Source organism: Salinicoccus halitifaciens, assembly GCF_021026095.1.
Taxonomy (GTDB): domain Bacteria; phylum Bacillota; class Bacilli; order Staphylococcales; family Salinicoccaceae; genus Lacicoccus; species Lacicoccus halitifaciens.
The window spans coordinates 362,838-388,369 of sequence record NZ_JAJNCU010000001.1; the positions used below are offsets into that span (position 1 = coordinate 362,838).

Sequence of the window (25,532 nt, forward strand, 5' to 3'; positions counted from 1 at the left end):
TTTTACAACAATTTAAGGTGAAAGTATGATGTTTTTAGCCGCTTAAGGAGGGGATGATATGGCTGCATTGATTGTACTGGGCGGTGTTTGTGCATCGTTTGTATATGCCCTGACGTCCGCCAGGAATATCTCATTCTTATACAGGAGAAGCTGTTGTGACAGTTGCAGTAAACCACTGAAGTGGTATGAGCTGATACCAATATTAAGCTTCGTTTTTCTAAAGGGCAGATGCCGCAGATGCGGGGAAAAGATTCCGATATCCAACTTCATTGCAGAATTCACGATGGCCATTCTTTTTATCATGCCGTTATTTTTTCAATTGGGCTTAAACGATTTGACACTCTATTACCTGATCATTATATTTTTGATCCCGCTCTCCATTTTTGATTTTGAAACTTTCACCATCCCGAATCACATAAATCTAATATTTTTATTCACCGGATTGTATTTGACCAACCTGCAGTATGTGGAACCGTTGGGTGACTTCTCGGCCATCCTCGTTCTGCATTTATTTTATTACTTGTTTTACGGCAGCATAGGCTATGGGGATATAAAGCTGTTCAGTGTGCTTACTTTAATCACACCTTTGAATTTTTTCCTTTATATCCTGATATTCACATACTTGATCGGCGGTTTGTTCGTTGTGCTGATCAACCTGTATAAAAGCAGCAGGGTCGACAAAGTGCCGCTGGTGCCTTTCATCACCAACGGTATACTCATTGTGTTTTATATGTATGAAGACATCCATCTAATATACGCCGGAGGATTTTTATGACATTGATGATCAAAGAAATGCATTCATCCGATAAACCGAGGGAAAGGCTGTTGCTCTACGGGGCAGATAAATTGAACAACCAGGAATTGCTCGCAATCCTGATCAATACAGGGAGCCGGGAGGGCTCCAGCCTGACCCTTGCCAACAACATCATTAAAGACTTTAAGACAATCAGGGATTTGAGGGACATCACTTATCAGGAGCTGACGAGCATCAAAGGGATCGGGCAGGCTAAGGCCGTTACGATACTGGCGATGATTGAACTGGCTGTCCGGATGCATACACATTCATTAGAAGAGGAAGTCTACATCAAAAGCCCTGAAGATGTTTCCATGCTCTTAATGGAAAAGATGAGGTATTACCATCAGGAACATTTCGTAGTGCTTTACCTCTCCACCAAAAATATGGTCATCCATCAGGACACTTTGTTCAAGGGTTCATTAAATACGTCGATTGTACATCCAAGGGAGATATTCAAAGGAGCGGTCAAAAGGAGTGCTGCTGCAATCATTTGTGTGCATAATCATCCAAGTGGCGACCCGGCGCCTTCGCACGAGGACATTGAAGTGACAAAACGGCTCAAGGAATGTGGGGAATTGATCGGCATCGACTTTTTGGATCACATCATAATTGGATCGGGCAGATATTTAAGTTTAAAAGAAATGAATTATATAGATTAAGGAGCAGAGATATGGGACTGGACATGTACTTATATTTAGAGGATAAAGAAACATCGGAAATCATAGAATACAGTTATTACAGGAAATTCAACGCCCTGCAGGGATATTTTGTAAGGAATTTTGATATCCCGAACTGCGGGAGGGTCGGTTTGAACCATGAGACAATTGATGATGTCTATCAGATGCTGAACGAAGTGAGATACGACAGGGAAAAAGCCGGCGTATTGCTTCCGACCTTCCCGGGTCCGTTCTTCGGCTCTTACGATTACGACAGGATTTATCACGGCTATATCGATCAGGCGGCAGCCGATTTCTATCACGCCAAGTTCCTGGACTTCAACAAGTACAATCTTTTCTACACCTCGAACTGGTGAGGAAACATTAATATTTGAATTGAAAATTACCTGAATACCTTCAACAGATGAAAAGGGGCCTTTCAAAGGCTCCTTCTTTAAATCTGCATTATTATAATAAAGTGGTAAATAAGTGATTAATCATTCGCTTAAACTGAACATTTTCCACTAGTCTAACTTTTACATTATCACTCTTTAAGTAATTACAATATAAGTATTGACATAAATTATTTCACCATGTTAATATAGAGAATTTGATTAAAAATGATTGGGGTGTTATACTTATAAGTGTGAGAATATGGAGGCGATACTTTGTATCTAGTAGGAGACAACATTTTTTATCCAATGCATGGTGCAGGCAGGATCGACGCGATCGAAGAAAAAGAAGTCTCGGGAGAAAAGCGGCAGTATTATATTATCCATATGATTGATGATAATATGAAAGTGATGATTCCAAAGGAGAAGGTTTCCAAGTCGAACATCCGTCTTGTCACAGATATGGATACGGTGAAGGAAATTATAACTATGATAGAGACTGAGGAACCGGATAAAGAGCTTCCATGGAAACAAAGGTTGAAAGCCAACGAGGACAGGATAAAAACAGGCAGCCTGAAAGCATGTATCGAAGTGGTTTACGCTCTGATGCATATGCAAAAAGAAGAGAAGCTGAATTCAAGTGAAAAAAGACTGCTGAAGCAGGCTCAAAAATTCCTGATGAGTGAATTGAGACTGGTGGAAGGCATGGACAAGGATAAGAAGGATCAGTTCATCTCCAGATTGACAGAGGACCGTAAAGCCATTTCTTAAACATGCAATTTGCATATATAAGGACCTTTTCTGCATAAATTGTTGCACAATATTACAATCAGATTACAAATCAATAAAATAGGTTTTATCCCTTGAAATGAGAATCAGATTAAAATATAATGAAGATAACATAACAAGGACGTCAACGAATCATTCCTATATAAATATTCGTTTCATCGACGCCTTCCGATAGAGGACACTGCTTTGTCCTCTAGATATCATATATTATATTATTTATCTGTGAAAGAGACTGGATATCCAGTCTCTTTTTTTTTGTGCATTAAAATCAATGCCCGGAATCATGAAAGTTTCGACGTTTTTGGGAGTATCATGATTCCCGGCTCATCTATAATTTCCTATATCCACGCCGCACCGGTCTTAAACATATATAATATATAAAAGCTATCTGAGGCTTGATGAAAATTGGACAGTCCTCCCGCTAGTCCATCCGGCAATGCCGGGGTTTTTTCATTTATAGTATAATGATCATAAATGCAATATTATAATTTGTTGGAGCGGGAGGGGAAGTCTCATGTCAACTGAAGAATCGGTCATTTTGAAACAGGCTGAAGGAATTGAAGAGTATGTAGTCGGTATCCAGGAGGATCTACATATGCATCCGGAAGTGAGCGGTGAAGAAACAAGGACGATAACGAAAATCATCAGTGAACTGGAAGGGATGGGCCTGCAGTGTGAAGTCGTCCCGAACGGCGGCATCATTTCAATCATTGAAGGCGGGTCCCCCGGAAAAACGCTTGTACTCCGGGCGGATATAGATGCACTGCCGATGAAGGAAGACGACACTAACCTGAAGATGCAGAAAAAGATTATTTCCAAATACGATGATGCAGCACACACGTGCGGGCATGACGGTCATACCGCGATGCTTCTCGGTGCCGCAAAAATACTTGTCAGGCAGAGGGAGAACATCAAAGGCAGGCTCATACTCGCCTTCGAGCAGGGTGAGGAGGATGGCCGCGGCATCGTCGGCATACTGCGCCGCATACTTGAAATCGGTGCGGACGGCGTGTGGGGCATCCACCTGAAAGCGGATATGCCTTCAGGTGCAATATCGGTGGATCCAGGGCCGAGGATGGCGGGTGCATTTCTGTTCGATGTCAAAATCATCGGCAACGGCGGCCACGGGGCGAGACCGGACCTTGCCAGTACGCCGCTTGATGTCTTCACGGACTTCTACAACAACCTTAAATCGATGCGCATGAATTCCCTGGACCCTTTCAAGGCCATCACTTTCTCCATCGGCAGCGTTAACAGCGGATCGAACCACAATGTCATCCCCGACAGCCTCAACTTTAAAGGCACCTTCAGGTATCTGCATCATGATCAAGGCAAAAGGGCAGAGATTGAGTTCAGGGAGCGGCTCGATAAGATTGCGGCGCTGCATCACTGCTCTTACGAATATATACAGGAACCGAATGCGATCGATTTGTCCGTCTACAATAATAAGGACTGTGCTGAAATCGCCCGCGAAGCGGTGGAACGGTCGCTTGGGAAAGAAGTGCTCTACAATTATCCCGCTTGGATGGCATCGGAGCCGTTCGCCTTTTATCAGAAGTACCTCCCGGGCGTTTTTGCATTCATCGGTATTGAAAACGCGGAAAAAGGGACGGGCGCAGGCCACCATCATCCGAAGTTCGAAATCGATGCCGACGTTTTAAAGCTTGGTGTTGCGGCAACTGTCCAGTATGCGTTGGATTTTCTGGCCTCAGATGAAGAAATCATCTTTGAACCTGAAAGCAAGGCACTTGAGTCACTCGCAAAAGAGGCGGGGATCCGGGTATTTCCGAGAGAGGGTGAAAATCATGGAGATTCAAGGTAAAAACGGAGTTGCGAAAGCATTCATCGAAACGATTGAAGAGAATACCGTCGAACAGATCAAAAAGATGCTGGACAGTGATATTACCGAAAACGCAAAGGTGCGGATCATGCCGGATGTACACTACGGAAAAGGTTCGACGATTGGGACGACGATCCGGCTGCCGGAATCCAAAAATGACTGGAAAGTGTCACCGAATGTCGTCGGGGTCGATATCGGCTGCGGCATGATGTCGTATAAGCTCGCAGATTTCAATATCCCGCTGGAGCAGTTCGACAAGCTGGTCGGAAGCAAAGTGCCGAGCGGCAAGGGCGTGCACGCACAGCCCAATTCCGATCCGGAAGAATGGACGAGGAACCTTACAATGCCTTTATCAGATAAAGAGAAAGAGTATATCAACCGGTCACTCGGCACGCTCGGCGGCGGGAACCATTTCATCGAGCTTGCTGTTGATGAAAACGGCGACCACTGGCTCACCGTCCATTCGGGTTCAAGGAAGCTCGGCCATATGATTGCGACCTATCATCAAAAAGTCGCAGACTTCACGCGCAACAACGCGGAAAATGAAGCGCTGCTTCAGTCCTTAAAGGAGAAGGGACATTATGAGGAAATCCATAAACTCTTAAATCCCGGCAAAAAGAAGCGGAAGCGGGTGGATGATCTTGCATATCTCGAAGGTGACCTCCTTGCCGACTATATCAATGATATGGCGATCGCCCAGCAGTTTGCCCATGCAAACCGCAAGGCCATGCTGGATGAGATGATTGAAGCTGCAGGACTTGAGTCTGTGGATGCATTCGATTCCATCCATAATTTCATAGATATCGAGAATGGCATCATCCGCAAAGGAGCGACGAGCGCCAGGGAAGGCGAGCGTCTGATCATCCCGCTCAATATGAGGGATGGCTCGCTGATATGTGCAGGCAAAGGCAACCCGGACTGGAATCACTCCGCACCCCACGGGGCGGGCAGGGTGATGAGCCGCACACAGGCCAGTAAAACTATCGATGTCAAAGCCTTCATGGATTCGATGAAGGGCGTCTACTCCTCGTCGGTTGGCCAGAAAACCGTGGATGAATCACCTTTTGTGTATAAAGCGGCAGAGGACATCATTTTCCGTATCGGGGATACAGTCGAAATCCACCACTGGATCAAACCGGTTTACAACTTCAAGGCGAAATAAATGCAATTGTCTCAAACCCTCATGATTACCATGAGGGTTTAGGCTAAGCAAATAATTTCTGAATATTCAATATGCATTTGGTATAATTGGAATATTAGTTGATTTTAGTCATTAAGGGTGATTTGTATGAATATAAGGGCATTGGATGAAAGTGATGCAGCTGAGTTCCTGGAGCTGAGTAAGAGGCTGGATGAGTCGGGCTATATGCTCTATGATCCCGGCGAGCGGCAGACGAGCGTGGAGGACCAGAGAAAAGCCATAGCCGGGTTAAAGAAGGATGATGGGGTTTATTTTCAAGTCGCGGAAGTGGACGGCAATCTTGCAGGATTCATGGCGGCATTCAGGGGGAAACTCAAACGGAATAAGCATTCGGCCTACCTCGTGCTTGGAGTGGATGCAGCATACAGAGGCAGGGGAATCGCCTTATCATTATTCAGTCATATATTCGAATGGGCTGAAGACCAAGGCATCACAAGGCTTGAGCTCACGGTCATCAAAGATAACGCGCCGGCGTTCAACCTCTATAAAAAGATGGGATTCACCGTTGAAGGCGAGAAAGTACATTCACTGATGATCGACGGCAGGCCGATGAATGAGTATTATATGTATAAATTGATTTAAAAAATGTATATTCAGATTGACGGGGGAATGGAAATGAAGATCAGACAAGCGGTATTGAAAGATGCACCGGGCATCGCAAAAGTCCATGTGGACAGCTGGAGGACGACTTACAAGGAAATCATACCCGGGAGTTACTTGAACGATTTATCTTATGACGAAAGGACCGACCTGTGGAACAGGATTCTTATGGAAGAAAAGGACAATGTCATCGTTGCGGAGGATGAAGCGGGCCGGATCATAGGCTTTGCCTCATGGAATGGCAGGGATGCCTCATGTGACCTCACGGCAATCTACCTGCTGGAGGAATTCCAGGGCAGGGGAATCGGCAAGAAAATGTTCGAAAAACTGTTCAGCCACTTTAAAGAGAAGGGCTACGGCAGGATCACTGTCGAGGTGCTCGAAGATAATAAAACCCGTCACTTTTATGAACATTACGGTGCGGAACTGACCGACACCGTTAAAATCCAAATCGGCGGGGAAATGTTCAATGAACTGATCTATGAGTGGGATGATGTGGGCAAGGTTCTGGAACAGTTATAAGTTTTATAGAAATAATGCATCGTTTGAAACCAACTTGCCCTATAACAGTTTCTATCTTTCACTCTGTCTATCGCTTATGATGGCATTAATCTCACCGCCTATTAAAATTATCAAGGAAGTTAAATACAACCAGATCAGTAAAATGATGATGGTTCCAAGATTGCCGTAGATAATGGAATAATCAGCGATACTCACATAGTACGAGAACCCGAGTGAAGCCAGCTGCCATCCAACCACAGCAAACAATGTGCCGGGGATGATGTCGCGTATACGCAGTTTTTTGTTTGGCGCAAAATAATACAGACCTGCAACGACGACTACCAATATAATAAAACTGAACGTCCAGCGAAATGTATTCCAGTCCTGCAGGAAATTGGGGTCAAACCCTAACAGGGAAGAGATGGACAGCCCGATCTCTCTTCCAAACACCAGCAATATTAAAGAGATGACTACACTCAGGATCATACCGATGGCGAGCAGGATTGCTACACTAATCGCCTTAATGAAAGGCCTGCTCTCTTCCACCCGGTGCGCACTATTCAACGTCCGTACGAGTGCAATGGCACCCATGGCCGACAGCCATATCGTCGCTATCATACTGAGCGACAATAAGTCTCCCCTTGTAACTTCAAGCACTTGATATAAATTGTCTTCAATCAACTGCATTGCTCCCTCTGGAGCATACGGGCTGATAATATCCAGTACTGTCCCGGTGGTGATCGGCAGAAAACGCATTAAGGTAAATATTAGAATCAAAAACGGGAATATCGCAAGCAGCAGATAATAAGAGAGCTGTGCAGCCATATCAAACACTTTATCTTTTATGGAATTGTAGAACAGCTTTTTGGAAAATTGCTTTACCCAAATTATCATTTAAATCCCCTTCAGTCCTATTCATTTTGGGAAACATACAGGATATTCCCGCCACTGTAGTACAGCATATTTGTACATATACGCTGAATGTCTAACGGTTAAAGAGAGAATTTCCTCATGAAGTCATCAATCTCCTTATATACCTCATCAGGTTCGGTGGAAAAGTGGGAGGTCTGGACATTCGGCAGCCATTGCACCCCGATCGTCCAGACACCGGCGCTCATGCCAGCCCCAATGTCTGCATCACTGTCCCCTAAAAACACGACTTCATCTTTCCTAAGGTTCAATTTATTCAGTACTGTGAAGATACCTTCAGGATCAGGTTTTGGCCTGTCTACATCATCGCCGGAGATCTTACAGTCGAAAAAGTTCTCCATACCAAGACGCTTTAGAGAAATTTCCAGGCTTTTCCGGGATTTGCCGGTGACGATGCCGAGCTTAATGCCTTTCTCTTTCAGCCCTGTAATCAGCGTATGCATTTTATCATTGCGGATCACAAAGTCATCATGATTTTCCGTGTAGGTTTTGAAATAAAGATCGATTGCCGATTCTTTCTCATCACTGACGAGATGTTCCTCGATGATTGCGGGTTCAGCAGGTCCAAACAGCGATCTGATCTCTTCATCCGTAAAGTCCTTCCCGTCGAATGTTTTGAAGACAGTCTGGAACGCGTGGTAGCAGAGCGGCAATGTATCAGCCAGTGTACCGTCGAAATCAAAAATGACGGCTCGTATATTTTGGTATTTCATAATTGACCCCTTCCAAATTTTTATTAATGGAAATTGCTCATATCGATCAGGTAAGGGTGATTTTTCTTTTCGTAATGTAAGTGATGATCAGTGCAAGCACGGGAATCAGAGGCAGGAACGTGGCGCCGCTGATGAAGTAGACGACCGGTATGAAAAACGCGGTCATCCCCAAGAAGAAAAATAACTGCGATTGCTTCTGCAAGCCGTAAAAGAAGAGGATGGCGCCCTCAACAAGTAATATTATCAGTATTATAGTAACCAGCATTATAATGTCACATCCATCTTTTAAAAGTGTTGAGTTGACTTCATTCTGCAAATCCTACTCAACGTAATTTATTCACTGTAACAACCAAGGTAGTATCAATCTCATTATCCCTTCCCGTATCCCCGTTGACAAGGCTTTTATCAAGTGACCGGTCATTATCAGCACTTATTTTGGTGGCGTTTTCAAAAAATCTTTTAAGATTAACGCCGGCTTGTTATAATATGGTGAAAAATGAAGGGAACGACATGGTCATACGCAAATCACTTATGAAATGAGAATCGGGAAATGAAATTACACATTGAAAATATGGACCGGGAATTTGCATTGAAGATTCTGGACTGGAAATATGAAAAGCCGTATGACTACTACAATAATGACCCGACAGCGGAGGATTTGAAGGAACTGCTGGACGGCACTTATTTTGCACTGGTCAATGAGGAGGATCTGGTGGGTTTCTTCTGCATCGGCAAAAATGCTCAGATACCTGACGGCCATCAGTACGGCGTGTATGTGGAGCCGTACCTCGATATTGGTTTCGGTATGGATCCTGACCTGACGGGGAAAGGGTATGGTTATGAATTTTGTTCCTTCATCCTGAAAAGCATTGAAGAAAAATATAAGAAGACGACATTCCGTCTGACTGTCGCGAAATTCAATGCAAGAGCCATTCATCTTTACGAAAAACTCGGGTTTGAAAAGACAGATGAATTTCCTGCATATTCCAGGGAATACTGGACGATGATCAAATATACAGAATCTGCAAGCATTTTAAAATGAGCCAAAACAATCTTCTAGATAATTAAGTGACTAGAAAATAAGGTACAATTAAATTTTAGTACTCCTCTGAGATATACAAAGTATATCCATGGTGATATAATTAAGTTACCAATAAAGAAGAGGAGTGAGGGTCATGATGAAAGTATCAGTCAATAGATGGGGTAACAGTAAAGGCATAAGACTCCCTAAAGCAGTGACAGAAGCTCTGGAAATCGAAGAGAACGACAGCTTAAATATTGAAATTAAAGACGGGGCAGTTATTCTTTCAAAACCGAAAAAAGAGATCACTATAGAAGAGATGTTCAAGGACTACAAAGGTGGGTCTTTTCAAGCAGAGATACAGGAATTTGAACCTGAAGGTAATGAAAAATGGTAAAGCAAGGTGAAATAATTAAAATAAACCTCAATCCTGAGAGAGGACATGAACAACAGGGCTACCGTCCTTACATTTGTTTGAGCCATGAAATCATCAGCCAAGTATCGAATATAGCTATCTTTGCTCCAATAAGTAATACAAAGAGGGACTATCCATTCTATATCCCTTTAAAAAATACCGTCACAACCGGGAAAGTTCTTTTGGATCAATTGGTAGCGGTGGATTACAATGCCCGTCAGTACGTGTCTGTAGAAACAGTGGATAACGACTTGCTGGAGGAGCTCCTGATGAAGGTGAGGGCGATATTTCAAAAAAGTTCTTAAAAGAAATGCTTGCTTTCACAAATATCCATGACAAATCGAGACAGCTGAAATATTTAACATTTTTGAATGAGGAATAATTGTGCAGGGATAGAGGCGCATAGCTTCTGTCCTTTTATTATAATATCATCTAAAGTTTAGAGCATTATATCCAGCCGGCCCCGGGTAATAGTAAAATAAGAAAATGAACCGGAGGGATCATGATGAACAGTATTGAAACGTTTTCCACGGAGCAGGAAGTGATTAAAAGGATAGACGAGTTGAAGTCTGAAGGTGTGGATGAAAATCAGATTACGCTCGTTGCGGGTCACGACTTAGATGCAGGAGGGGCGTTCGAGGCATATTCAGGAGTGAAGATGAAAAACTCAGAAGGCAGTGCCTGGGATAAAGTCGTGTCGTTCTTCACCGATGATCAACCTGAAGAGCGGGTGGCCGAAAGTCTGGATCTGACTGCTTCAGAAGAAGAGGAATTCATGAGATCATTGGATGCCGGTAAGATCCTGCTCTATGTGGATAAGCAGGCGACGGTGTCGGGGCAGGATACAGGCTTTATAGGCGGCCCGGGTGCAGGGGCGGCCGGCGCCGACGGCATCAGGATGACAGGCGGAGCCGGCAGAACGGACCTCGGGGCAGCAGGACTTGCAGGCGCACTCGATTCCAATGAAGATGACACTGGAAAAGCCCGAAGCGGTGAAGGAGTCACCTCCGATGAAGAATTGCGCAGACTCCGTGAAGAGGAAAACATCGATGAAATCCTTGGCGACAGAAAGTGATTGATTTTAACAACCGGTGCAGGAGGAACTTTATTCACTATCAATATCATCTTATATAATGAACTTCAAAAGGAGAGGGACGAAGCTTCTTGTTTCTTTAACGGTGTTTTCATCATTCTGTCATCAATTTCTAGAGGGCTCTCATCTTCTCTCGGCTTAAAGCCGGAGCATATATCAGTTTTGCAGCACCGGCCATGAGTGTTATATCAGAATATTGTATATACACAACCTCTATGCAAATCTTAAGTTTGAAATCCAAAATGTGCGGGAAAACATTTGAAAATGGAGGTAAGATGTATGGATATGAAAGAAACATGGAAAGCTGTGGATGCTTTCATCGATGAGGAACTCCACGTCTCGGATGAAGTCATGGAGTCGATATTGGAGAAGAATGAAGAAGCGGGGCTTCCGCCAATAGAGGTCGCTGCAACGCACGGCAAGATGCTTTACCTTCTGGCGAAGATGAGCGGAGCGAGCTCGATTCTGGAGATTGGCACCCACGGCGGCTACAGCACAATCTGGCTTGCCCGTGCCCTGCCGAAGGACGGTCTGATGGCCACGCTTGAAGTGAGTGATAAACATGCGAATATCGCCGAAGAAAATATCAGAAACGCCGGCTTTGAAGATCAGGTGGCGGTGATCAGAGGCCAGGCGCTCGACAGCCTGCCGAAATTGATGGAGAAGGGCTATCCCAGGTTTGATTTCATCTTCATCGATGCGAATAAGGATAGCTACCCGGAATATCTCGAGGAGGCACTTGAAGTGTCGACGACCGGAACGGTGATTGTGGCTGACAATGTCGTAAGAGGGGGACAAGTGATCGACCCCGACACTGAAGAAAAGAACATCCCGCATATCAGGAAATTCATCGAGATGTTATCGGAGAATGACGAGATCGAGACGACCATTATACAGACCGTTGGAAGAAAAGGATATGACGGTTTCCTGCTTGGCAGGGTGAAATAAATAATGAATGACATCAGAGAATTGAAAACCGAAGCGGAGTTGACGGAAGCTTTTCCAATTATGCAGCAGCTACGGACACATCTTGACCTGCGCACATATCTTGAGCTCATCAAGGAGGCCCAGGAGAAGCATGATTACAGGATGCATGCACTTTATGATGCGGAAGAAATTGTTGCAGTGATCGGATACATGCCCATGACGACGCTGTATTACGGCAGATTTCTATGGATCTGCGATTTCGTCACTGATTCGAACAAAAGGTCGAAGGGCTATGGCAGAAAATTATTATCTTTCATTGAGGATCAGGCAGCAAAAGACGGATATGAAAGTGTATCATTATCATCCGGCCTGCAAAGAAAAGATGCGCATCGCTTTTATGAGGAAAAGATGAATTATGACAAAAAGAGTTATGTGTTCAAGTTGGATTTATAAAGGAAAAAACGATTTTCCTATACAACAAAAACTTAAAACAGACCCGGAGATTTTACCTCCGGGTCTGTCTTTTCATTATTAGATCAGTTTTTTCTTCGTGTTTTTATTCGCAATCCATCGGATGGTCAGTGCAACAGCTATCGCAAGGCCGATATAACCCAGTATCGGGTAGACGAAGTTCACCAATTCAACGAATCCGATGTTTGATATCAGGAAAGCTCCGACGAGTGATAGGGCGAGCATAATCTTATACCTGCCGGAAAAAGGTTCGGTGAAGCGTGTGAGGAATGGGTACATCAGACCGACCACCGAGTTGTATATCAAGAGAATGATGATAACTGAGTAGACTGTGCCGATCCACGGTGCAATCTGATCCGCCATTAACATTGCAGGCAGCGGTACGGTGTTGGCTTCAGGCATGATGCTGAGTACACCGACATTGACGAGCAGCATCAGCAGCATGATGATGAGGCCGCCGTAGATGGCGCCACGGCGGGCAATCGCATGCCTGGAAGCCTCAGACCCCATGATGGATAAGAAACTGAAGGCTGTCGCGAGCGCAAGGCCTGCATAAGTAATCGCATCGAACCACCAGTATGCTGATGGTGTCCTCGTCGGATCGACGAAGTTGTCCACTTCCGAATATGGTACGGAAGGATTCAATATGTTATAGCCTGTTATGATGATGACAGCTATGATCAATAGTGGTGTGATACCGCCGATGATGCTGATGATTTTTTCGAAATCCAAAAGCAGTGTAATTCCTGCAAGAAGGATTATGATGAGTACACCGATCTGTGGGTGGATGCCGAATGACTGGTTGAATGTTGCACCGCTTCCGGCAATCATCACGACCGCAATCCCGTAGAGGAAGAATATGAGCGCGTAGTCAACGACCAGTCCGACCTTGGGGCCGAACAACACCCTGAGCGGGGTTTCATGGGATTCTGCATTCAATCTGAATCCAAGCTTGGCCGCCTGCCTCCCTGCAAACATTAAAATCAGTGCAGCCACGATGATGCCTAAAATACTGATGAGGCCATGGCTTGCGAAGAACTGCAGCACTTCCTGGCCGGTTGAAAAACCGGCGCCCACGATGATACCCGCATATGCGAATCCGATTCTCCATGATGCAAAATTTTTTCCTTGTGACATAAGTTCATCTCCTAATTACTGTGCATAATCATCATATATACTAATGGACATGTTATAAACGCACAACTTGGAAACTTTATACACTATAATGGTGATTTTATATTTAAGGGGCCTGATTACAGGATATAGAAGCATGGGGTGAAATGCATCAGAGTTATGATATATTAAAGAGGACAACAATCATGAAAAGGGGTATATAAATGGATGTGAAATTTCCAATCGGTAAACTCGATGTGCCGGAAGAAGTGACTCATGAGAATGTAAAGGAATGGCTCTCACAGATTAAAACTTATACAGATCGGTTGAGGGAGACTGTCGGTGATTTGAGTGACGAGGAGCTTAACAAGATTTACCGCGAGGGCAGCTGGAACGTGCGTCAGCTTGTCCATCACATCACCGACTCACAGCTCAACATGTATCAGCGCCTGAAACTGGCACTGACGGATGATGGTCCGACGGTGCCCGGGTTCAATCAGGACGAGTGGGCAAAGCAGCCGGACAACGAACTGCCGGTGGAAGTGTCGATCAAGCTGCTGGAGGGCCTGAATGAGCGGATTATCGCCCAGTGTGAAAACCTGACTGCAGAACAGCTGGAGAGATATTTCATCCACGAAACGAACGGTAAGATCACCGTTGCAACTAAAGTTGCGAAACTGGCCTGGCATGAAGAGCATCACCTGGAGCATATCAAGATCGCTCTCTCGAAATAATATATGATTTCCGGGACCGCTCTCTTTGAGGGGCGGTCCCTTTTTGTGATCAAAACAAGGTTTGGGGGATTACATATCAATGATTCATAAGATGTATATGAGGATGGTTTGGGCATCACTCGCAGGCATAGTGGTTTCCATCCTCCCTTTCTTAATCTACTACCTTTTTTCCGGGGACCTCGAAAGTTTCCTGGTGTTCTCCATTATCATATTGATGACCGGCCTGGTTTCAGCAGGCATCGGTCTTTATTTTGCGAAGATCACTAAAGAACACGATGCGGGTCTAAATGAGCTGGACTACCGTTCAATCGACCATATCATCATCAAACAGGATATATGGTACTTCAAGAGGCTGATGATGTTTGATGAAAAAGGGATGTACGTCGGCATGGCGACGATGAACATTAAAACAATCAAACACTTTTTCCTCTCCTTCCTTTCGCATTTCAGCATCATCGTGCCGATCGACTATCATCTCAGGGATCACCGGGGAAACCTCATCAGCATCTTCAAAAGAAGGGGTTTCAGAAGTGCAATTGTGGATATTTTCGATAATGAGAGGAAACCGATCGGCCGGGTGGAGTTTGACGAACTGAAGGTCATCATCAAATTCAAAGGCACGGTGTTTACCGAGGATGATTCCTACCCGGTGACGACAGAATTCCTCTTTGAAGATGCGGATGTGAAAGGGCTGCTTCACTTGTCGTCGTTCAGCAACGCAATCGCATACCATAATATTTTCAGGAGCATGCACAATGAAGTCGCGAAGCTGGATGAGCCCATCAGCACCGATACCGGGAAAGTCGCGCTCACCCTGATGGCGATACTTTACTATGTAAGATGGAACACTAATTGACGATTTAAATGACGCGGTACAGCCGGCCATCGCCCTGTTTTTATGATATAATGAACCACAAATTATCCGGATTGCAGAAGCAGTCTCCACTTCCCTCATACAACTTTGAAAGCATCGAAGGAGATGCAGTTCGACGGGAAAAGGATGGTGCAGGAAACGGTCGATGCTCAAGCAAAGAAGATATATCTGTATATCACAGTATCAGCTGAACGTTTTAGGTTCACCATCATGTCCATAGTCACAGTTTGAATGCATATGGTCTTTAGCGAGTATGTAAAAAACAAACGAAAAGAGGAACAGGGATGGCTGAAAATAATTTTGAACAGCAAGTGCTTCAGATGCTTGGGAATATGAATCAAAGGTTCGACGGGATAGACCAGAGGCTTGATGGCTTTGATAAGAAGTTTGAAGAGATGGACCGGCGGTTTGAAACAATCGACCGCCGTTTTGATGAGATTGATGAGAAGTTCGTTGTGATTGACCGCCGCTTCGATGAGATTGACGAGAAGTTCGTCGTGATTGACCGCCGTTTCGATGAGATTGATGAGAAGTTCGTCGTGATTAACCGCCGTTTTGATGAGATTGATGAGAAGTTCGTCGTGATCGACCGCCGTTTTGACGATATTGATGAGAAGTTCACCGCCATCGATAGACGTTTCGACGAAGTGAATGGAAAGTTTGTGAGCATGGACCGCCGCTTTACTGCAGTGGAAGGGCAGTTGTCGGACTTGAACCGGAAGATGGATGGCATCCAGGAGCAAGTGGTGGCCAATTCGGAAGCGCTGACCGACTTGAAGGAAGCGGGGCGGACGCATCATTATTTAAGGGATAAGCTCGCAGAGCATGATGAGGAGATCTACCACCTCAAAAAAGCGGTTTTTGTGGAATGACCCCCGTAAATCAGGTTCAAGTCATATGAAGCCCTCTTGCAATGGAGGCGCCTTTAATATATGATTGACTTCAATTGTATAGCAATTATCCAGAGCAGACGGAGGGGCTTGGCCCGGTGATGTCTCGGCAGCGGGCCATAAGGCACTGTGCCAATTCCAACAAGCAGATGCTTGAACGATAATCCATCCGGTCATCTGCATCAGTGCAGATGGCTTTTTTATTTTGAAGAAAAAGGAGTGAGTGCATGTCCATCGTATTCAAGGATGTAACGAAAACCTACTTACATAAGGGTAAGGAGATCAATGCACTGCGGCCGACTTCGTTGACGATCCACGAAGGTGAAATATTCGGCCTGATCGGTTTCAGTGGTGCGGGCAAAAGTACTCTGCTCAGGCTGATCAATATGCTGGAGTCGCCGACGTCGGGGACGATCCATGTCGGTGATGATGAGATGACGGCTTTGAGCAATAAAGACCTCAGGGTCAAGCGCCGGAAGATCGGCATGATTTTCCAGCAGTTCAACCTCATCGAATCGAAGACCGTTGCTGAGAACATCAATTTTGTGCTGAAGGCTGCCGACTACCCGAAAGATAAGCGGGACGGCCGGATCGACGAACTGCTTGAACTGGTGGGGCTGTCTGATAAGAAGACGGTCTATCCCAAAAACTTGAGCGGCGGTCAGAAGCAGCGTGTCGGCATCGCCCGGGCGCTTGCCAATGATCCCGATGTCCTTCTTAGTGACGAGGCGACAAGTGCGCTGGATCCTGATACGACGAAGACGATTTTAAGCCTTTTGAAGCGGATCAATAAGGAACTCGGCATCACCATCGTCGTCATCACCCATGAGATGGAAGTCATCAAGGAGCTTGCAGAGCGTGTCGGCGTCATGTCGGACGGTGAAATTATCGAGCTCGGCGATGTCTACCAAATATTCAGCGAGCCGAAGCATGAAGTGACCAGGGGATTCGTTCAGGACATCTATGATTTCGAAGTGCCGGCGCATATCGAGGAGACCGCAGAGAACCAGATCATCACCTTGAAATTCCTGCGTGAAAGTGCAGAAGAGAACCATCTGAACAAGCTTTACAGGAACTATGACCTCTCCATCAGTATATTGAACGGGCGTGTGGAGTACATCAACGGCATCCCGCTCGGCATACTGATGCTGCAGGTGACGGGTGAGGCAGATGAAATCAGGCGGCTTATAGAAAGCATCGACAGGACGCCGGGAGTGGAAAGGGCTGAGATTTATGACTGATCTATCGAACTTATGGCCGCTGCTCTACAGGGCCTTCCTTGAGACGACGCTGATGGTGTCGATATCGATTTTCTTTGCGGTGCTCGTCGGACTGCCGCTCGGTGTGCTCTTATTCATCACGCAGCATCATCTGTTGTTCAAGATAAAGCCGTTGAACCAGATCCTCGGGGCGCTGGTGAACGTCATACGGTCATTCCCGTTCATCATTTTAATCGTTGCCATCATGCCGTTTGCGACATGGCTCGTTAATGCCTCACACGGTCCGGTGTTTGCGAGTGTCGCCCTGTCGATTGCTGCCGTGCCGCTGTTCGCGCGTCTCGTGGAATCGAGCTTCAACAGCATCCACAGCGGGGTGATCGAAGCGAGCATCGCAGGCGGAGCTTCGGTGTTCATGATTGTGACGGATGTCCTGATTCCGGAAGCGAAGAAGGGCATCATCCAGGCGATCACGCTCACGATCATCACCATCATCGCATTCAGTGCGACGGCAGGTGTGGTCGGCGGCGGCGGCATCGGGGACCTTGCGATACGTTACGGCTACTACAGGTACGACACGCTCACGATGGTGGTCACGGTGATACTGCTGATCATCATCGTGCAGCTGATACAATGGATCGGTGACTTCCTCAGTCGCCGCGAGGAGGGGAAATAGATGCGCGGAATCTTATTGTTTCTCGCAGGCACTCTCGGTGTGATCATACTATCGAGTGTTTTGTTATATGAAGATGAAGGTGAAGTCATCACGATCGGCGCCTCGACCGGCCCTTTCAGTGATATGGTGAACTTCGCGCTGAAGCCGCCGCTTGAAGAGATGGGCTATTCGGTGGAAATCATTGAATACACCGATTATGTACAGCCGAACAACGCGCTCCACAATGGCGATCTCGATGCGAACCTTTACCAGAACGTGCTGTTCATGGAAGATTTCAATGAAGAGAACGGCACGGATCTGGAAGCACTGGTCCAGGTGCCGACGGCGCCGATGGGTCTTTATTCAGGTGAATATGACAGCATCGAAGCGATAGAAAACGGCAGTGAAGTGGCGCTGCCGCTCGACCCCGTCAATGCGTCCAGAGGGTTCCTCACGCTCGAGGAGGCCGGACTGATCAGCATCAGCGAGGTTGCGAACACGTTCGCAATCGAAGAGGCGGACATTACAGCGAACAATAAAAACCTTGAATTCGTCTTCCAGGATGCCGGGCAGCTGCCGAGGAGCGTGGACCAGATCGGACTGTCGCTTGTGCCGGGGAACTTTGCCCTTGCCAGTGGCATGGACCTGAATGATGCGCTCGCCCTTGAAGTCATGAATGAATATGTCAGGAACCAGGTAGTCATCAATGCCTCCGATGCCGACAGCCAGCTTGCAGAGGATCTGGTGACGGCTGTACAGTCCGATTATTTTGACCAGGTCATCGATGAAGAGTTCGACGGTTTCGATAAACCTGAAGAGGAGGAGTAGGCGATGAATGAATTATTGAAGTCGGTGCCCGACAGTTACTTTGCCAGTGTCAATACATTGAGTGACGATCTCGATATCGGGGAGAAGCCGCTGATCAATATGGCGGTCGGCATACCCGACGGGCCGGCGCCTGACACCGTCACGGAAACGGTCAAATCGGCGGTCGATAACCCGGAGAACCACAAGTATCCCGGGTTCCGCGGGCGTCCGGAATTCAAAAAAGCGATCATCGATTTTTACAGAAGGCATTACGGCGTGGAACTGAAGGATGAGAACATTGCGATCCTTTACGGGACGAAAAGCATGCTCGTCCAGTTCCCGATGATTTTCATCGAACCGGGGGAGGGCGTCTATCTGCCGAATCCGGGTTATGCGGATTATGCCGCAGGTGTGGACCTTGCGAGGGGCGTCGAGTATGAGCTGCCGCTTCTGGAAGAGAACGACTTCCTGCCGGATTATGATGCATTGAAGCAGGAAGAGCTGGATAATGCCCGGCTGATCTATTTAAATTATCCTTCCAATCCGCTCGGCACCGTCGCTTCAAAAGATTTCTTCGACGACACCATACGGCGTTTCAGGGACACCGGCATTAAAATCGTCCATGACTTCGCCTATGCAGCGTTCGGTTATGATAATAAACATCCGAGCATCCTCCAGAGCGATCCGGAATTCTCGACCTCTATTGAAGTTTACTCATTTTCGAAAAGCTATAATATGTCGGGGTTCCGGTCCGGTTTTGCGGTCGGCAATAAAGAGATGATTGAAGCAATCAACACTTATCAGGATCATACGCAGACCGGCATGTGGGGTGTGCTGCAGGAAGCTTCCATCGCTGCGTTGGATGAAGGGGATGAATTCCTCCTTTGTCAGAATGAAATCTTTGAATCAAGGAAAGAGAAAGTGGTTCAGGCACTTTCAGAATCGGGCATCCCGATCCGTCCGATTGAAGGCGGCATATTCGGTTGGATCCGTGTGCCGGAAGGATTCGACGGCGAGAGTTTTGTGACATACCTCCTCAAGGAGCAATCCATTCTGGCGACACCGGGCATCCCGTTCGGCTCAAGAGGGAAGGATTTCATACGCATCTCCCTTGCCGTCGAAGATGGCAAGCTCGATGAGTGCATAGAAAGATTCAAAAGCATTGCAGAGCTATGGAAATGATGACTACTCTTATTGAGAAGAAGACCGTAAATTATTAAGTTTACGGTCTTTTATTGTTCAGACGAATAATAAGAAGGTAAATATCTGAACATCGCCCTCTCAAAAGAAATTACTCTTCTATTTTATTGATTTACATAAATACTAAAAACGATTATTTATATAGAGTGCTGGATTAAATTTTTCGTACATGCCGTATAGGCAGTTTTTCACAGTGGATAAGATTCAAATGTTATAATATGGATATAAAATCGTTAATATAAATAAAGGATGAGTTACTGTAATGGGTAGATTAGATGGTAAAGTTGCAATTGTTACCGGTGCAGCACAGGGATTAGGCGAAGCACTTGTTAAGCGTATTGCTGAAGAAGGTGCGAAAGTTGTCGGAGTAGATCTGAACGAAGAAAAGTTGAAAGAGACGATGGCTAAATATGGCGAGCATACTCTCGGTTTAAAGTTGGATGTAACTGACGAAAACGGTTGGCAGGAAATTGTAGATACTACAATCGAAACATTTGGGAAAGTCGATGTTTTGGTCAACAACGCAGCCATGATGTCAAACAAAGGGGTGCTGGACCTGAAACCGGAAGAATATATGAAAGTTATGCAGGTTAATTCTCTCGGCACACTTTTGGGGATCCAAAAAAGTATTCCGAAGATGCAGGAAAACGGTGGGGGATCCATTGTGAATATTGCATCGATCGGCGCTTTGAAATCAGGTGCAGCTGATGGTGGAGATGCTGCTTATTCAGCATCCAAAGGCAGCGTTCGTGCGTTATCTAAACATGTTGCACATAATTTCGCCAAGGATAATATCCGTTGCAACTCTGTATACCCGGGCGGAATCATGACGGATATGTTGAAAAAAGTTTTTGACGAAAGCCCGGACCTTTGGGAGAGTAATAAAGCTGCAAGTCCACTTCCGAACCACATTGCTGACCCGGTAGATATTGCAAATGGCGTAGTTTACCTGGCGAGTGATGATGCGAAGGCTGTAACAGGAACCGAACTCATCATCGATAACGGAAATATGACTCACTAATTCCAGAAGGAAAACTCCATAAAAAATGGCTGAAGTATATTGATTATCCTGTGCATTCAATAATGCTACGAGATAATTTTAATTTAAATCTAATATATTTAAATGATAAACCCCGCAAGCCGTAAGGCTTGCGGGGTTTATGTGTTCAGGTCTGTGGCTTCCTTTCGCGTCGTGCGCCTAGAGGGACCGGCGGCATCATTGATGCGGACAGTCTGGATGAAGAGTGGAAGCGGCCTGAAGGATCTGGTCATCGTACGTAATTCTTGGGAACATGTGATTTTAGCGTAAAAGTGATTATTTGACGATCATAACCGGCTTATTGGAACGTTTCGCAATCTTGTGTGTAACCTGGCCCAGGACATGTTTAATTTCACGCTTTGCACGCTTGTTGCTCATGACGACGACATCGTAATTGTTGTTGTTGATCTTTCTTAATATCGTCTGCTTGATCATTCCGGATTCGAACTCCACCTGATAATTCAGGCCGAGTTCTTCAAGGCGCGTGAGGAAAGGTTCTAAACGTTCTGCCCTCTCACTGATGATGAAATCAAGATGCTTTCTTCTATACTGGACGCTGTCTGCATGCTCACCTTCAGATATGACATTGAAAACTGTGATCATATGCTCTGGCTCGTTACGGACGAGTTTCTCCAGCTGTTCCGGGACGTTATCGAATGAATTGCTGAAATCATAGGGCAACAAGATATTTTTGTACATGGTTCCCACCTCTAGGTATTTGTTATTAAAGTATAAGGTACTAGGGTTTTATAAAATAAGCAATCACTTTGACCCAACTTTTTTTAATTTTTTTCTGCGGGCTCCATTTAAGACAATCTTTAATCGGGCAAAACGTTGATGTGACGCGGCAAATTGAAAAATTAACATCTTATTGAAATTTTACCCTTTTTGAAATATAATAAAACCATCATGGAAAAGGAGGACGAAGACATGACTCATCCAAAAGCTCATTATCATGACAACATTGAACTGAATAGTGCCTCCTGCCGGGATATTTGCAAACGGATCAGCTAAAAGTGATCAACCCGATATACACCGTGGGAGGCGTGCGTCTCCCTGTTTTTATGCCTGATTCAAGTGTGCACAAAAATAGTGTGCACTTTTTTTATGGCAAAATTCTATCATCTTAAGAAAGTGGGTTAATCATGCTGGATTTCATATTTAAATTAAAGTGGTACTTTTCAGAACATAAATTCAAGTATCTGCTGGTCATCCTGCTCGCCGTCATCTCCAACCTGATGGAAGTGATTCCGCCGCAGCTGATCGGGTGGACGATCGACCTCATCGACACGGGCGAAATGACGCAGGGCTATATGTGGATGATTTTTATAATATTCGTGATTGTGATCATACTGACTTACTTCCTGCTCTACACCTGGTTTTCTCTGTTATTCGGGAACGCCTACAATATAGAAAGGATTTTAAGGCTGAGGATGATGCAGAAGTTCCTCACCCTCTCCCCGGGTTTTTATGAACGGAACAAGACCGGGGAGCTGATGGCGAAGGCGACCAACGATATGCGCAGCATCAACAAGGCCATGGGCTTCGGCCTCATCACGCTCCTCGATGCGAGTACTTTCCTCGGAACGATCGTGCTGGTGATGGCCTTCACCATCAGTCTGGAACTCACGGTGTTTGCACTGCTGCCGCTCCCGCTGCTCATCATCATCGAAGTCCAGCTCGGCCGCCTCATCAATAAACACCATGCGGAAAGTCAGAAATCGTTCGGATATATGAATGATTCGGCTCTTGAAGCGGTGGAGGGTGTGAGGCTGACACGCAGCTATGTACAGGAGGACGCGGAGGCCGGGCGTTTCACAAGGATGACCGATGATTATTTGAGGAAATTCATGAAGGTCGAAAGACTCGATGCATTATTTCAGCCGCTTACGATCTTCGTCGTTTCACTCAGTTTCATCATCGCCTTCGGATACGGGGCGGTGCTGGTCAACGAAGGCCGCATGTCGGTCGGGGATGTGGTCACTTTCAACATATATCTTAATATGCTCATATGGCCGATGTTCGCCATGGGCATGCTGTTCAATATCATGCAGCGCGGCAATGCCTCGCTTGCCCGCATCTATGAAATCCTCGATACGGAGGATGATGTGCCGGATGCGGGCACCGGTCATATCTCTTCACATGCAATCGATTTTGATGCAGTGTCGTTCAGCTATCCTTCGAGCAGCGGCCGGAATTTAAAAGACATCAATATACGCCTTGGGGCAGGGGAGACCCTCGGCATCGTCGGCAGGACCGGCAGCGGGAAGACCACGCTGATCAAGCAGCTTCTGCGGCTGTATCCGCCGGGCGGGGGCAGCCTGATCATCGACGGCATCAACATCACCCGGCTCGACAGGAAGGAACTGAGGGAAAGGATCGGCTATGTCTCCCAGGAAAATATTTTATTTTCAAGGACGGTCAGGGAGAATATATTGTTCGGCAATCCCGGGGCGGATGAGGAAACATTGCAACGTGCAATAGAACTCAGCGCCCTCGATACGGATCTTGAAAGGATGCCGGAGGGGCTTGATACGATGGTCGGTGAAAAAGGTGTCGCATTGAGCGGCGGCCAGAAGCAGCGCATATCCATCGCCAGGAGCCTCGTCAAAGATCCGGATATCCTCATCCTGGATGATGCACTCAGCGCAGTGGATGCGAAAACCGAGGCGAGGATCATCCGGGGCATACGCGAAAGCCGGAAAGGCAGGACGACGATCATCGTCACCCACCGGCTGTCAGCAGTCCAGCATGCGGACATGATCGTCGTCATGGATGAAGGTGAAATCGTGGAGGCGGGCCGCCATGATGAACTGGCAGGCGGCAGGGGATGGTATGCAGAGCAGAATCAATACTACCGGAGCGGGGGTGACGGGAATGGATGAAATTAAAAGACTGTTGAAGTATTTCATGGCTCATAAATGGATGTTCATGCTCGGCATTGTGCTGATGGGCATGATGGTCGCTTTTGAGCTCGCCGGGCCGCTCGTCATCATGAGGATACTTGATGAACATATCGGTCTCGGTGCCGGAAACATCGGCATCCAGCCGGTCATCCAGCTTCTGGGGCTCTATGCAGTGATTAAACTGTTCCATGCCTTTGCGGCATATTTTGCACAAATCGTGCTCCAGTCGACCGGGGCGAAAGTGGTGCAGGGCATCCGCCATGAGCTGTTCCGCCATATCCAGAAACTGCCGATCAAATACTTCGATGATCTGCCGGCGGGGAAGGTTGTGGCAAGGATCACCAATGACACGGAGGCCATGCTCGAGTTCTTCACGTTTGTGCTTCCGATGTTCCTCATAAACGGCCTGACGATGCTCGCAATCACCATCGCAATATTTATCGTCAATGTATATGCAGGCATCGTCATGCTCATATTCGTACCGGTCATACTGCTCTGGATCGTCATGTACCGGAAATGGTCCAATGACTACAACCACCAAAAGCGTGAAAGGAACAGCGATATGAATGCGATGATCAATGAATCCATCAGCGGCATGCCGGTGATCCAAATATTCAACCGGGAGAGCATGGTGGAGCGTGATTTTGCAAAGCTGAATGATGAATACACCGACAGTGCCACAAGACTCGTCCGTTTGAACGGCCTGACCGGTGATAATCTCGCGGGCACGATGCAGTCGATCGTCTTCGCCCTGATGGTGCTCGTCTTTTCCTCCACTTTCCTGAGTCCCGGCCAGGCGCTGACGGTGGGGACGATGTATCTGCTCGTGGATTACATCACGCGCTTCTTCAACCCACTATATGAAGTCGTCGGACAAATCGAAATTCTGGAACAGGCCAGGGTGGCTGCGGTGAAAGTATTTGAAATGCTGGATGAAGCGGAGGAGAAGACCGATGCGGGCAGGCTTCGTGATTTCGATGGCGGGATTGAATTCCAGAATGTCGGCTTCAGCTATTACGGTGAACACAGTGTGCTTGAAAACATCAGCATCAAAGTGTCGAAAGGGCAGACGCTGGCGCTTGTCGGCCACACCGGATCCGGGAAAAGCTCCATCATCAACCTGCTGATGCGCTTTTACGACCCCGATGAAGGGAGAATTTTATTCTCCGGCCAGGACACGTCGGTGATAAATAAGAAAGACTTGAGGTCGCATATCTCCATCGTACTTCAGGACCCTTTCATATATGCAGGGACGCTGCTGTATAACATCAGGCTGGATGACAGCAATATCAGCCCGGAAGATGCGGAACAGGCATTGACCGCCGTCGGCGGCAGAGCGCTCCTCGACCGTTTGGACGATGGATTGGACAGCGAGCTCCCTGAAAGGGGTGCGACACTTTCCCTCGGGGAGAGGCAGCTCATATCCTTTGCGCGGGCCCTTGCATTCAATCCCGACGTGCTCGTCCTCGACGAGGCGACGAGCAATGTCGACAGCGAGACGGAACAGCTGATCCAGCATGCCATGCAAGTCGTCAGCCGGGAACGCACGACATTCATCATCGCCCACCGGCTGTCCACCATCAAACACGCAGACCGGATCATCCTGCTTGAGGAAGGGCGGATCAAAGAGGCGGGCGATCATCATGAGCTGATGGCCGCAGGCGGCAGCTATGCCGAGCTGTTCAACATGCAGTTGATGCCTTCAAATATGTCAGGTTTATGAAAAGTGTCATTTGTAAATTATATCTTGCT

31 protein-coding genes and 1 riboswitch are annotated in these 25,532 nt (G+C 46.6%); of the genes, 26 read left to right on the forward strand and 5 right to left on the reverse strand.

The genetic code is table 11. The features are described 5' to 3' along the window. Window positions 1–58 precede the first annotated feature (58 nt). The 8 genes from LPW40_RS01750 (at window position 59) to LPW40_RS01785 (ending at window position 6,796) form a co-directional block, all read left to right on the forward strand. Window positions 59–775 carry a prepilin peptidase gene (locus LPW40_RS01750; protein WP_230820514.1) on the forward strand — a complete coding sequence of 239 codons (717 nt, stop codon included), beginning with the start codon at window positions 59–61 and terminating at the stop codon, window positions 773–775. Further along, entirely contained in the window at window positions 772–1,455 is a 684-nt protein-coding gene (gene radC / locus LPW40_RS01755) for a RadC family protein (RefSeq protein WP_230820515.1), read from the forward strand. The genes LPW40_RS01750 and radC overlap by 4 nt, the downstream gene beginning before the upstream one ends. A gap of 11 nt (window positions 1,456–1,466) precedes the next feature. Then, the gene (locus LPW40_RS01760; protein WP_230820516.1) at window positions 1,467–1,829 is read left to right on the forward strand and encodes a hypothetical protein; all 363 of its coding nucleotides are present in this window, start codon (window positions 1,467–1,469) and stop codon (window positions 1,827–1,829) included. Window positions 1,830–2,120: 291 nt separating this feature from the next. Beyond that, window positions 2,121–2,615 (forward strand): CarD family transcriptional regulator, encoded by a 495-nt coding sequence (locus tag LPW40_RS01765; RefSeq protein ID WP_230820517.1) that lies wholly within the window; start codon window positions 2,121–2,123, stop codon window positions 2,613–2,615. A 532-nt stretch (window positions 2,616–3,147) separates the two neighbouring features. Then, window positions 3,148–4,455 (forward strand): amidohydrolase, encoded by a 1,308-nt coding sequence (locus LPW40_RS01770; protein WP_230820518.1) that lies wholly within the window; start codon window positions 3,148–3,150, stop codon window positions 4,453–4,455. Next, window positions 4,439–5,635: an RtcB family protein gene (locus LPW40_RS01775; RefSeq protein ID WP_230820519.1), complete on the forward strand. Its 1,197-nt coding sequence runs from the start codon at window positions 4,439–4,441 to the stop codon at window positions 5,633–5,635. Before LPW40_RS01770 ends, LPW40_RS01775 begins: the two co-directional genes overlap by 17 nt. A 126-nt stretch (window positions 5,636–5,761) precedes the next feature. Next, complete coding sequence (locus LPW40_RS01780) at window positions 5,762–6,256, forward strand: GNAT family N-acetyltransferase (RefSeq protein ID WP_230820520.1); 495 nt, start codon at window positions 5,762–5,764, stop codon at window positions 6,254–6,256. 33 nt (window positions 6,257–6,289) lie between these two features. Beyond that, the gene (locus LPW40_RS01785) at window positions 6,290–6,796 is read left to right on the forward strand and encodes a GNAT family N-acetyltransferase (protein WP_230820521.1); all 507 of its coding nucleotides are present in this window, start codon (window positions 6,290–6,292) and stop codon (window positions 6,794–6,796) included. Window positions 6,797–6,847: 51 nt separating this feature from the next. On the opposite strand, the gene LPW40_RS01790 is transcribed toward LPW40_RS01785, so the two are convergent. From LPW40_RS01790 to LPW40_RS01800, 3 genes are all read right to left on the reverse strand, one after another. Then, window positions 6,848–7,669 (reverse strand): YihY/virulence factor BrkB family protein, encoded by an 822-nt coding sequence (locus LPW40_RS01790; protein ID WP_230820522.1) that lies wholly within the window; start codon window positions 7,667–7,669, stop codon window positions 6,848–6,850. 98 nt (window positions 7,670–7,767) lie between these two features. Beyond that, window positions 7,768–8,418, reverse strand: a complete 651-nt coding sequence (locus LPW40_RS01795; protein WP_230820523.1) for an HAD family hydrolase — start codon at window positions 8,416–8,418, stop codon at window positions 7,768–7,770. Window positions 8,419–8,464: 46 nt separating this feature from the next. Then, window positions 8,465–8,683: a hypothetical protein gene (locus LPW40_RS01800; protein WP_230820524.1), complete on the reverse strand. Its 219-nt coding sequence runs from the start codon at window positions 8,681–8,683 to the stop codon at window positions 8,465–8,467. A gap of 285 nt (window positions 8,684–8,968) precedes the next feature. Between LPW40_RS01800 and LPW40_RS01805 the strand changes: the two genes are divergently transcribed. From LPW40_RS01805 to LPW40_RS01830, 6 genes are all read left to right on the forward strand, one after another. Next, complete coding sequence (locus LPW40_RS01805) at window positions 8,969–9,460, forward strand: GNAT family N-acetyltransferase (RefSeq protein ID WP_230820525.1); 492 nt, start codon at window positions 8,969–8,971, stop codon at window positions 9,458–9,460. 133 nt (window positions 9,461–9,593) lie between these two features. Next, entirely contained in the window at window positions 9,594–9,836 is a 243-nt protein-coding gene (locus LPW40_RS01810) for an AbrB/MazE/SpoVT family DNA-binding domain-containing protein (protein WP_230820526.1), read from the forward strand. Next, window positions 9,830–10,159, forward strand: a complete 330-nt coding sequence (locus tag LPW40_RS01815; protein ID WP_230820527.1) for a type II toxin-antitoxin system PemK/MazF family toxin — start codon at window positions 9,830–9,832, stop codon at window positions 10,157–10,159. The genes LPW40_RS01810 and LPW40_RS01815 overlap by 7 nt, the downstream gene beginning before the upstream one ends. A 200-nt stretch (window positions 10,160–10,359) precedes the next feature. Next, window positions 10,360–10,929: a general stress protein gene (locus LPW40_RS01820; protein WP_230820528.1), complete on the forward strand. Its 570-nt coding sequence runs from the start codon at window positions 10,360–10,362 to the stop codon at window positions 10,927–10,929. A 297-nt stretch (window positions 10,930–11,226) separates the two neighbouring features. Then, window positions 11,227–11,895: an O-methyltransferase gene (locus LPW40_RS01825; RefSeq protein ID WP_230820529.1), complete on the forward strand. Its 669-nt coding sequence runs from the start codon at window positions 11,227–11,229 to the stop codon at window positions 11,893–11,895. Window positions 11,896–11,898: 3 nt separating this feature from the next. Continuing rightward, window positions 11,899–12,327, forward strand: coding sequence for a GNAT family N-acetyltransferase (locus tag LPW40_RS01830; protein WP_230820530.1), 429 nt, complete (start codon window positions 11,899–11,901; stop codon window positions 12,325–12,327). Between the two features lie 78 nt (window positions 12,328–12,405). Here the strand turns inward: LPW40_RS01830 and LPW40_RS01835 are convergent, their stop codons facing one another. After that, a complete protein-coding gene (locus tag LPW40_RS01835; protein ID WP_230820531.1) occupies window positions 12,406–13,482 on the reverse strand; it encodes a YkvI family membrane protein in 1,077 nt (358 codons plus the stop codon). A 200-nt stretch (window positions 13,483–13,682) separates the two neighbouring features. On the opposite strand from LPW40_RS01835, the gene LPW40_RS01840 reads away from it, so the two are divergent. From LPW40_RS01840 to LPW40_RS13555, 10 genes are all read left to right on the forward strand, one after another. Beyond that, window positions 13,683–14,192 (forward strand): YfiT family bacillithiol transferase, encoded by a 510-nt coding sequence (locus LPW40_RS01840; protein ID WP_230820532.1) that lies wholly within the window; start codon window positions 13,683–13,685, stop codon window positions 14,190–14,192. A gap of 97 nt (window positions 14,193–14,289) precedes the next feature. Next, the gene (locus tag LPW40_RS01845) at window positions 14,290–15,048 is read left to right on the forward strand and encodes a hypothetical protein (RefSeq protein WP_230820533.1); all 759 of its coding nucleotides are present in this window, start codon (window positions 14,290–14,292) and stop codon (window positions 15,046–15,048) included. 105 nt (window positions 15,049–15,153) lie between these two features. After that, window positions 15,154–15,297 carry a hypothetical protein gene (locus tag LPW40_RS01850; RefSeq protein ID WP_230820534.1) on the forward strand — a complete coding sequence of 48 codons (144 nt, stop codon included), beginning with the start codon at window positions 15,154–15,156 and terminating at the stop codon, window positions 15,295–15,297. Window positions 15,298–15,350: 53 nt separating this feature from the next. After that, entirely contained in the window at window positions 15,351–15,938 is a 588-nt protein-coding gene (locus tag LPW40_RS01855) for a hypothetical protein (protein ID WP_230820535.1), read from the forward strand. A gap of 82 nt (window positions 15,939–16,020) precedes the next feature. Then, window positions 16,021–16,123: riboswitch (SAM riboswitch) on the forward strand. 60 nt (window positions 16,124–16,183) lie between these two features. Next, entirely contained in the window at window positions 16,184–17,197 is a 1,014-nt protein-coding gene (locus tag LPW40_RS01860; protein WP_230820536.1) for a methionine ABC transporter ATP-binding protein, read from the forward strand. Next, window positions 17,190–17,849 carry a methionine ABC transporter permease gene (locus LPW40_RS01865; RefSeq protein ID WP_230820537.1) on the forward strand — a complete coding sequence of 220 codons (660 nt, stop codon included), beginning with the start codon at window positions 17,190–17,192 and terminating at the stop codon, window positions 17,847–17,849. The genes LPW40_RS01860 and LPW40_RS01865 overlap by 8 nt, the downstream gene beginning before the upstream one ends. Next, on the forward strand, window positions 17,850–18,656 hold the full coding sequence (locus tag LPW40_RS01870) for a MetQ/NlpA family ABC transporter substrate-binding protein (protein WP_230820538.1): 807 nt from the start codon (window positions 17,850–17,852) through the stop codon (window positions 18,654–18,656). It begins immediately after the preceding gene. 3 nt (window positions 18,657–18,659) lie between these two features. Further along, window positions 18,660–19,817, forward strand: a complete 1,158-nt coding sequence (locus tag LPW40_RS01875; RefSeq protein ID WP_230820539.1) for an aminotransferase class I/II-fold pyridoxal phosphate-dependent enzyme — start codon at window positions 18,660–18,662, stop codon at window positions 19,815–19,817. Between the two features lie 280 nt (window positions 19,818–20,097). Further along, window positions 20,098–20,856 carry an SDR family NAD(P)-dependent oxidoreductase gene (locus tag LPW40_RS01880; protein ID WP_230820540.1) on the forward strand — a complete coding sequence of 253 codons (759 nt, stop codon included), beginning with the start codon at window positions 20,098–20,100 and terminating at the stop codon, window positions 20,854–20,856. 153 nt (window positions 20,857–21,009) lie between these two features. Further along, window positions 21,010–21,144 (forward strand): hypothetical protein, encoded by a 135-nt coding sequence (locus LPW40_RS13555; RefSeq protein ID WP_269063162.1) that lies wholly within the window; start codon window positions 21,010–21,012, stop codon window positions 21,142–21,144. 6 nt (window positions 21,145–21,150) lie between these two features. On the opposite strand, the gene LPW40_RS01885 is transcribed toward LPW40_RS13555, so the two are convergent. Next, the gene (locus LPW40_RS01885) at window positions 21,151–21,573 is read right to left on the reverse strand and encodes a universal stress protein (protein WP_230820541.1); all 423 of its coding nucleotides are present in this window, start codon (window positions 21,571–21,573) and stop codon (window positions 21,151–21,153) included. A 446-nt stretch (window positions 21,574–22,019) separates the two neighbouring features. Between LPW40_RS01885 and LPW40_RS01890 the strand changes: the two genes are divergently transcribed. Next, entirely contained in the window at window positions 22,020–23,759 is a 1,740-nt protein-coding gene (locus tag LPW40_RS01890) for an ABC transporter ATP-binding protein (RefSeq protein ID WP_230820542.1), read from the forward strand. Further along, window positions 23,680–25,503, forward strand: coding sequence for an ABC transporter ATP-binding protein (locus tag LPW40_RS01895; protein WP_230820543.1), 1,824 nt, complete (start codon window positions 23,680–23,682; stop codon window positions 25,501–25,503). Before LPW40_RS01890 ends, LPW40_RS01895 begins: the two co-directional genes overlap by 80 nt. Window positions 25,504–25,532: the final 29 nt, after the last annotated feature.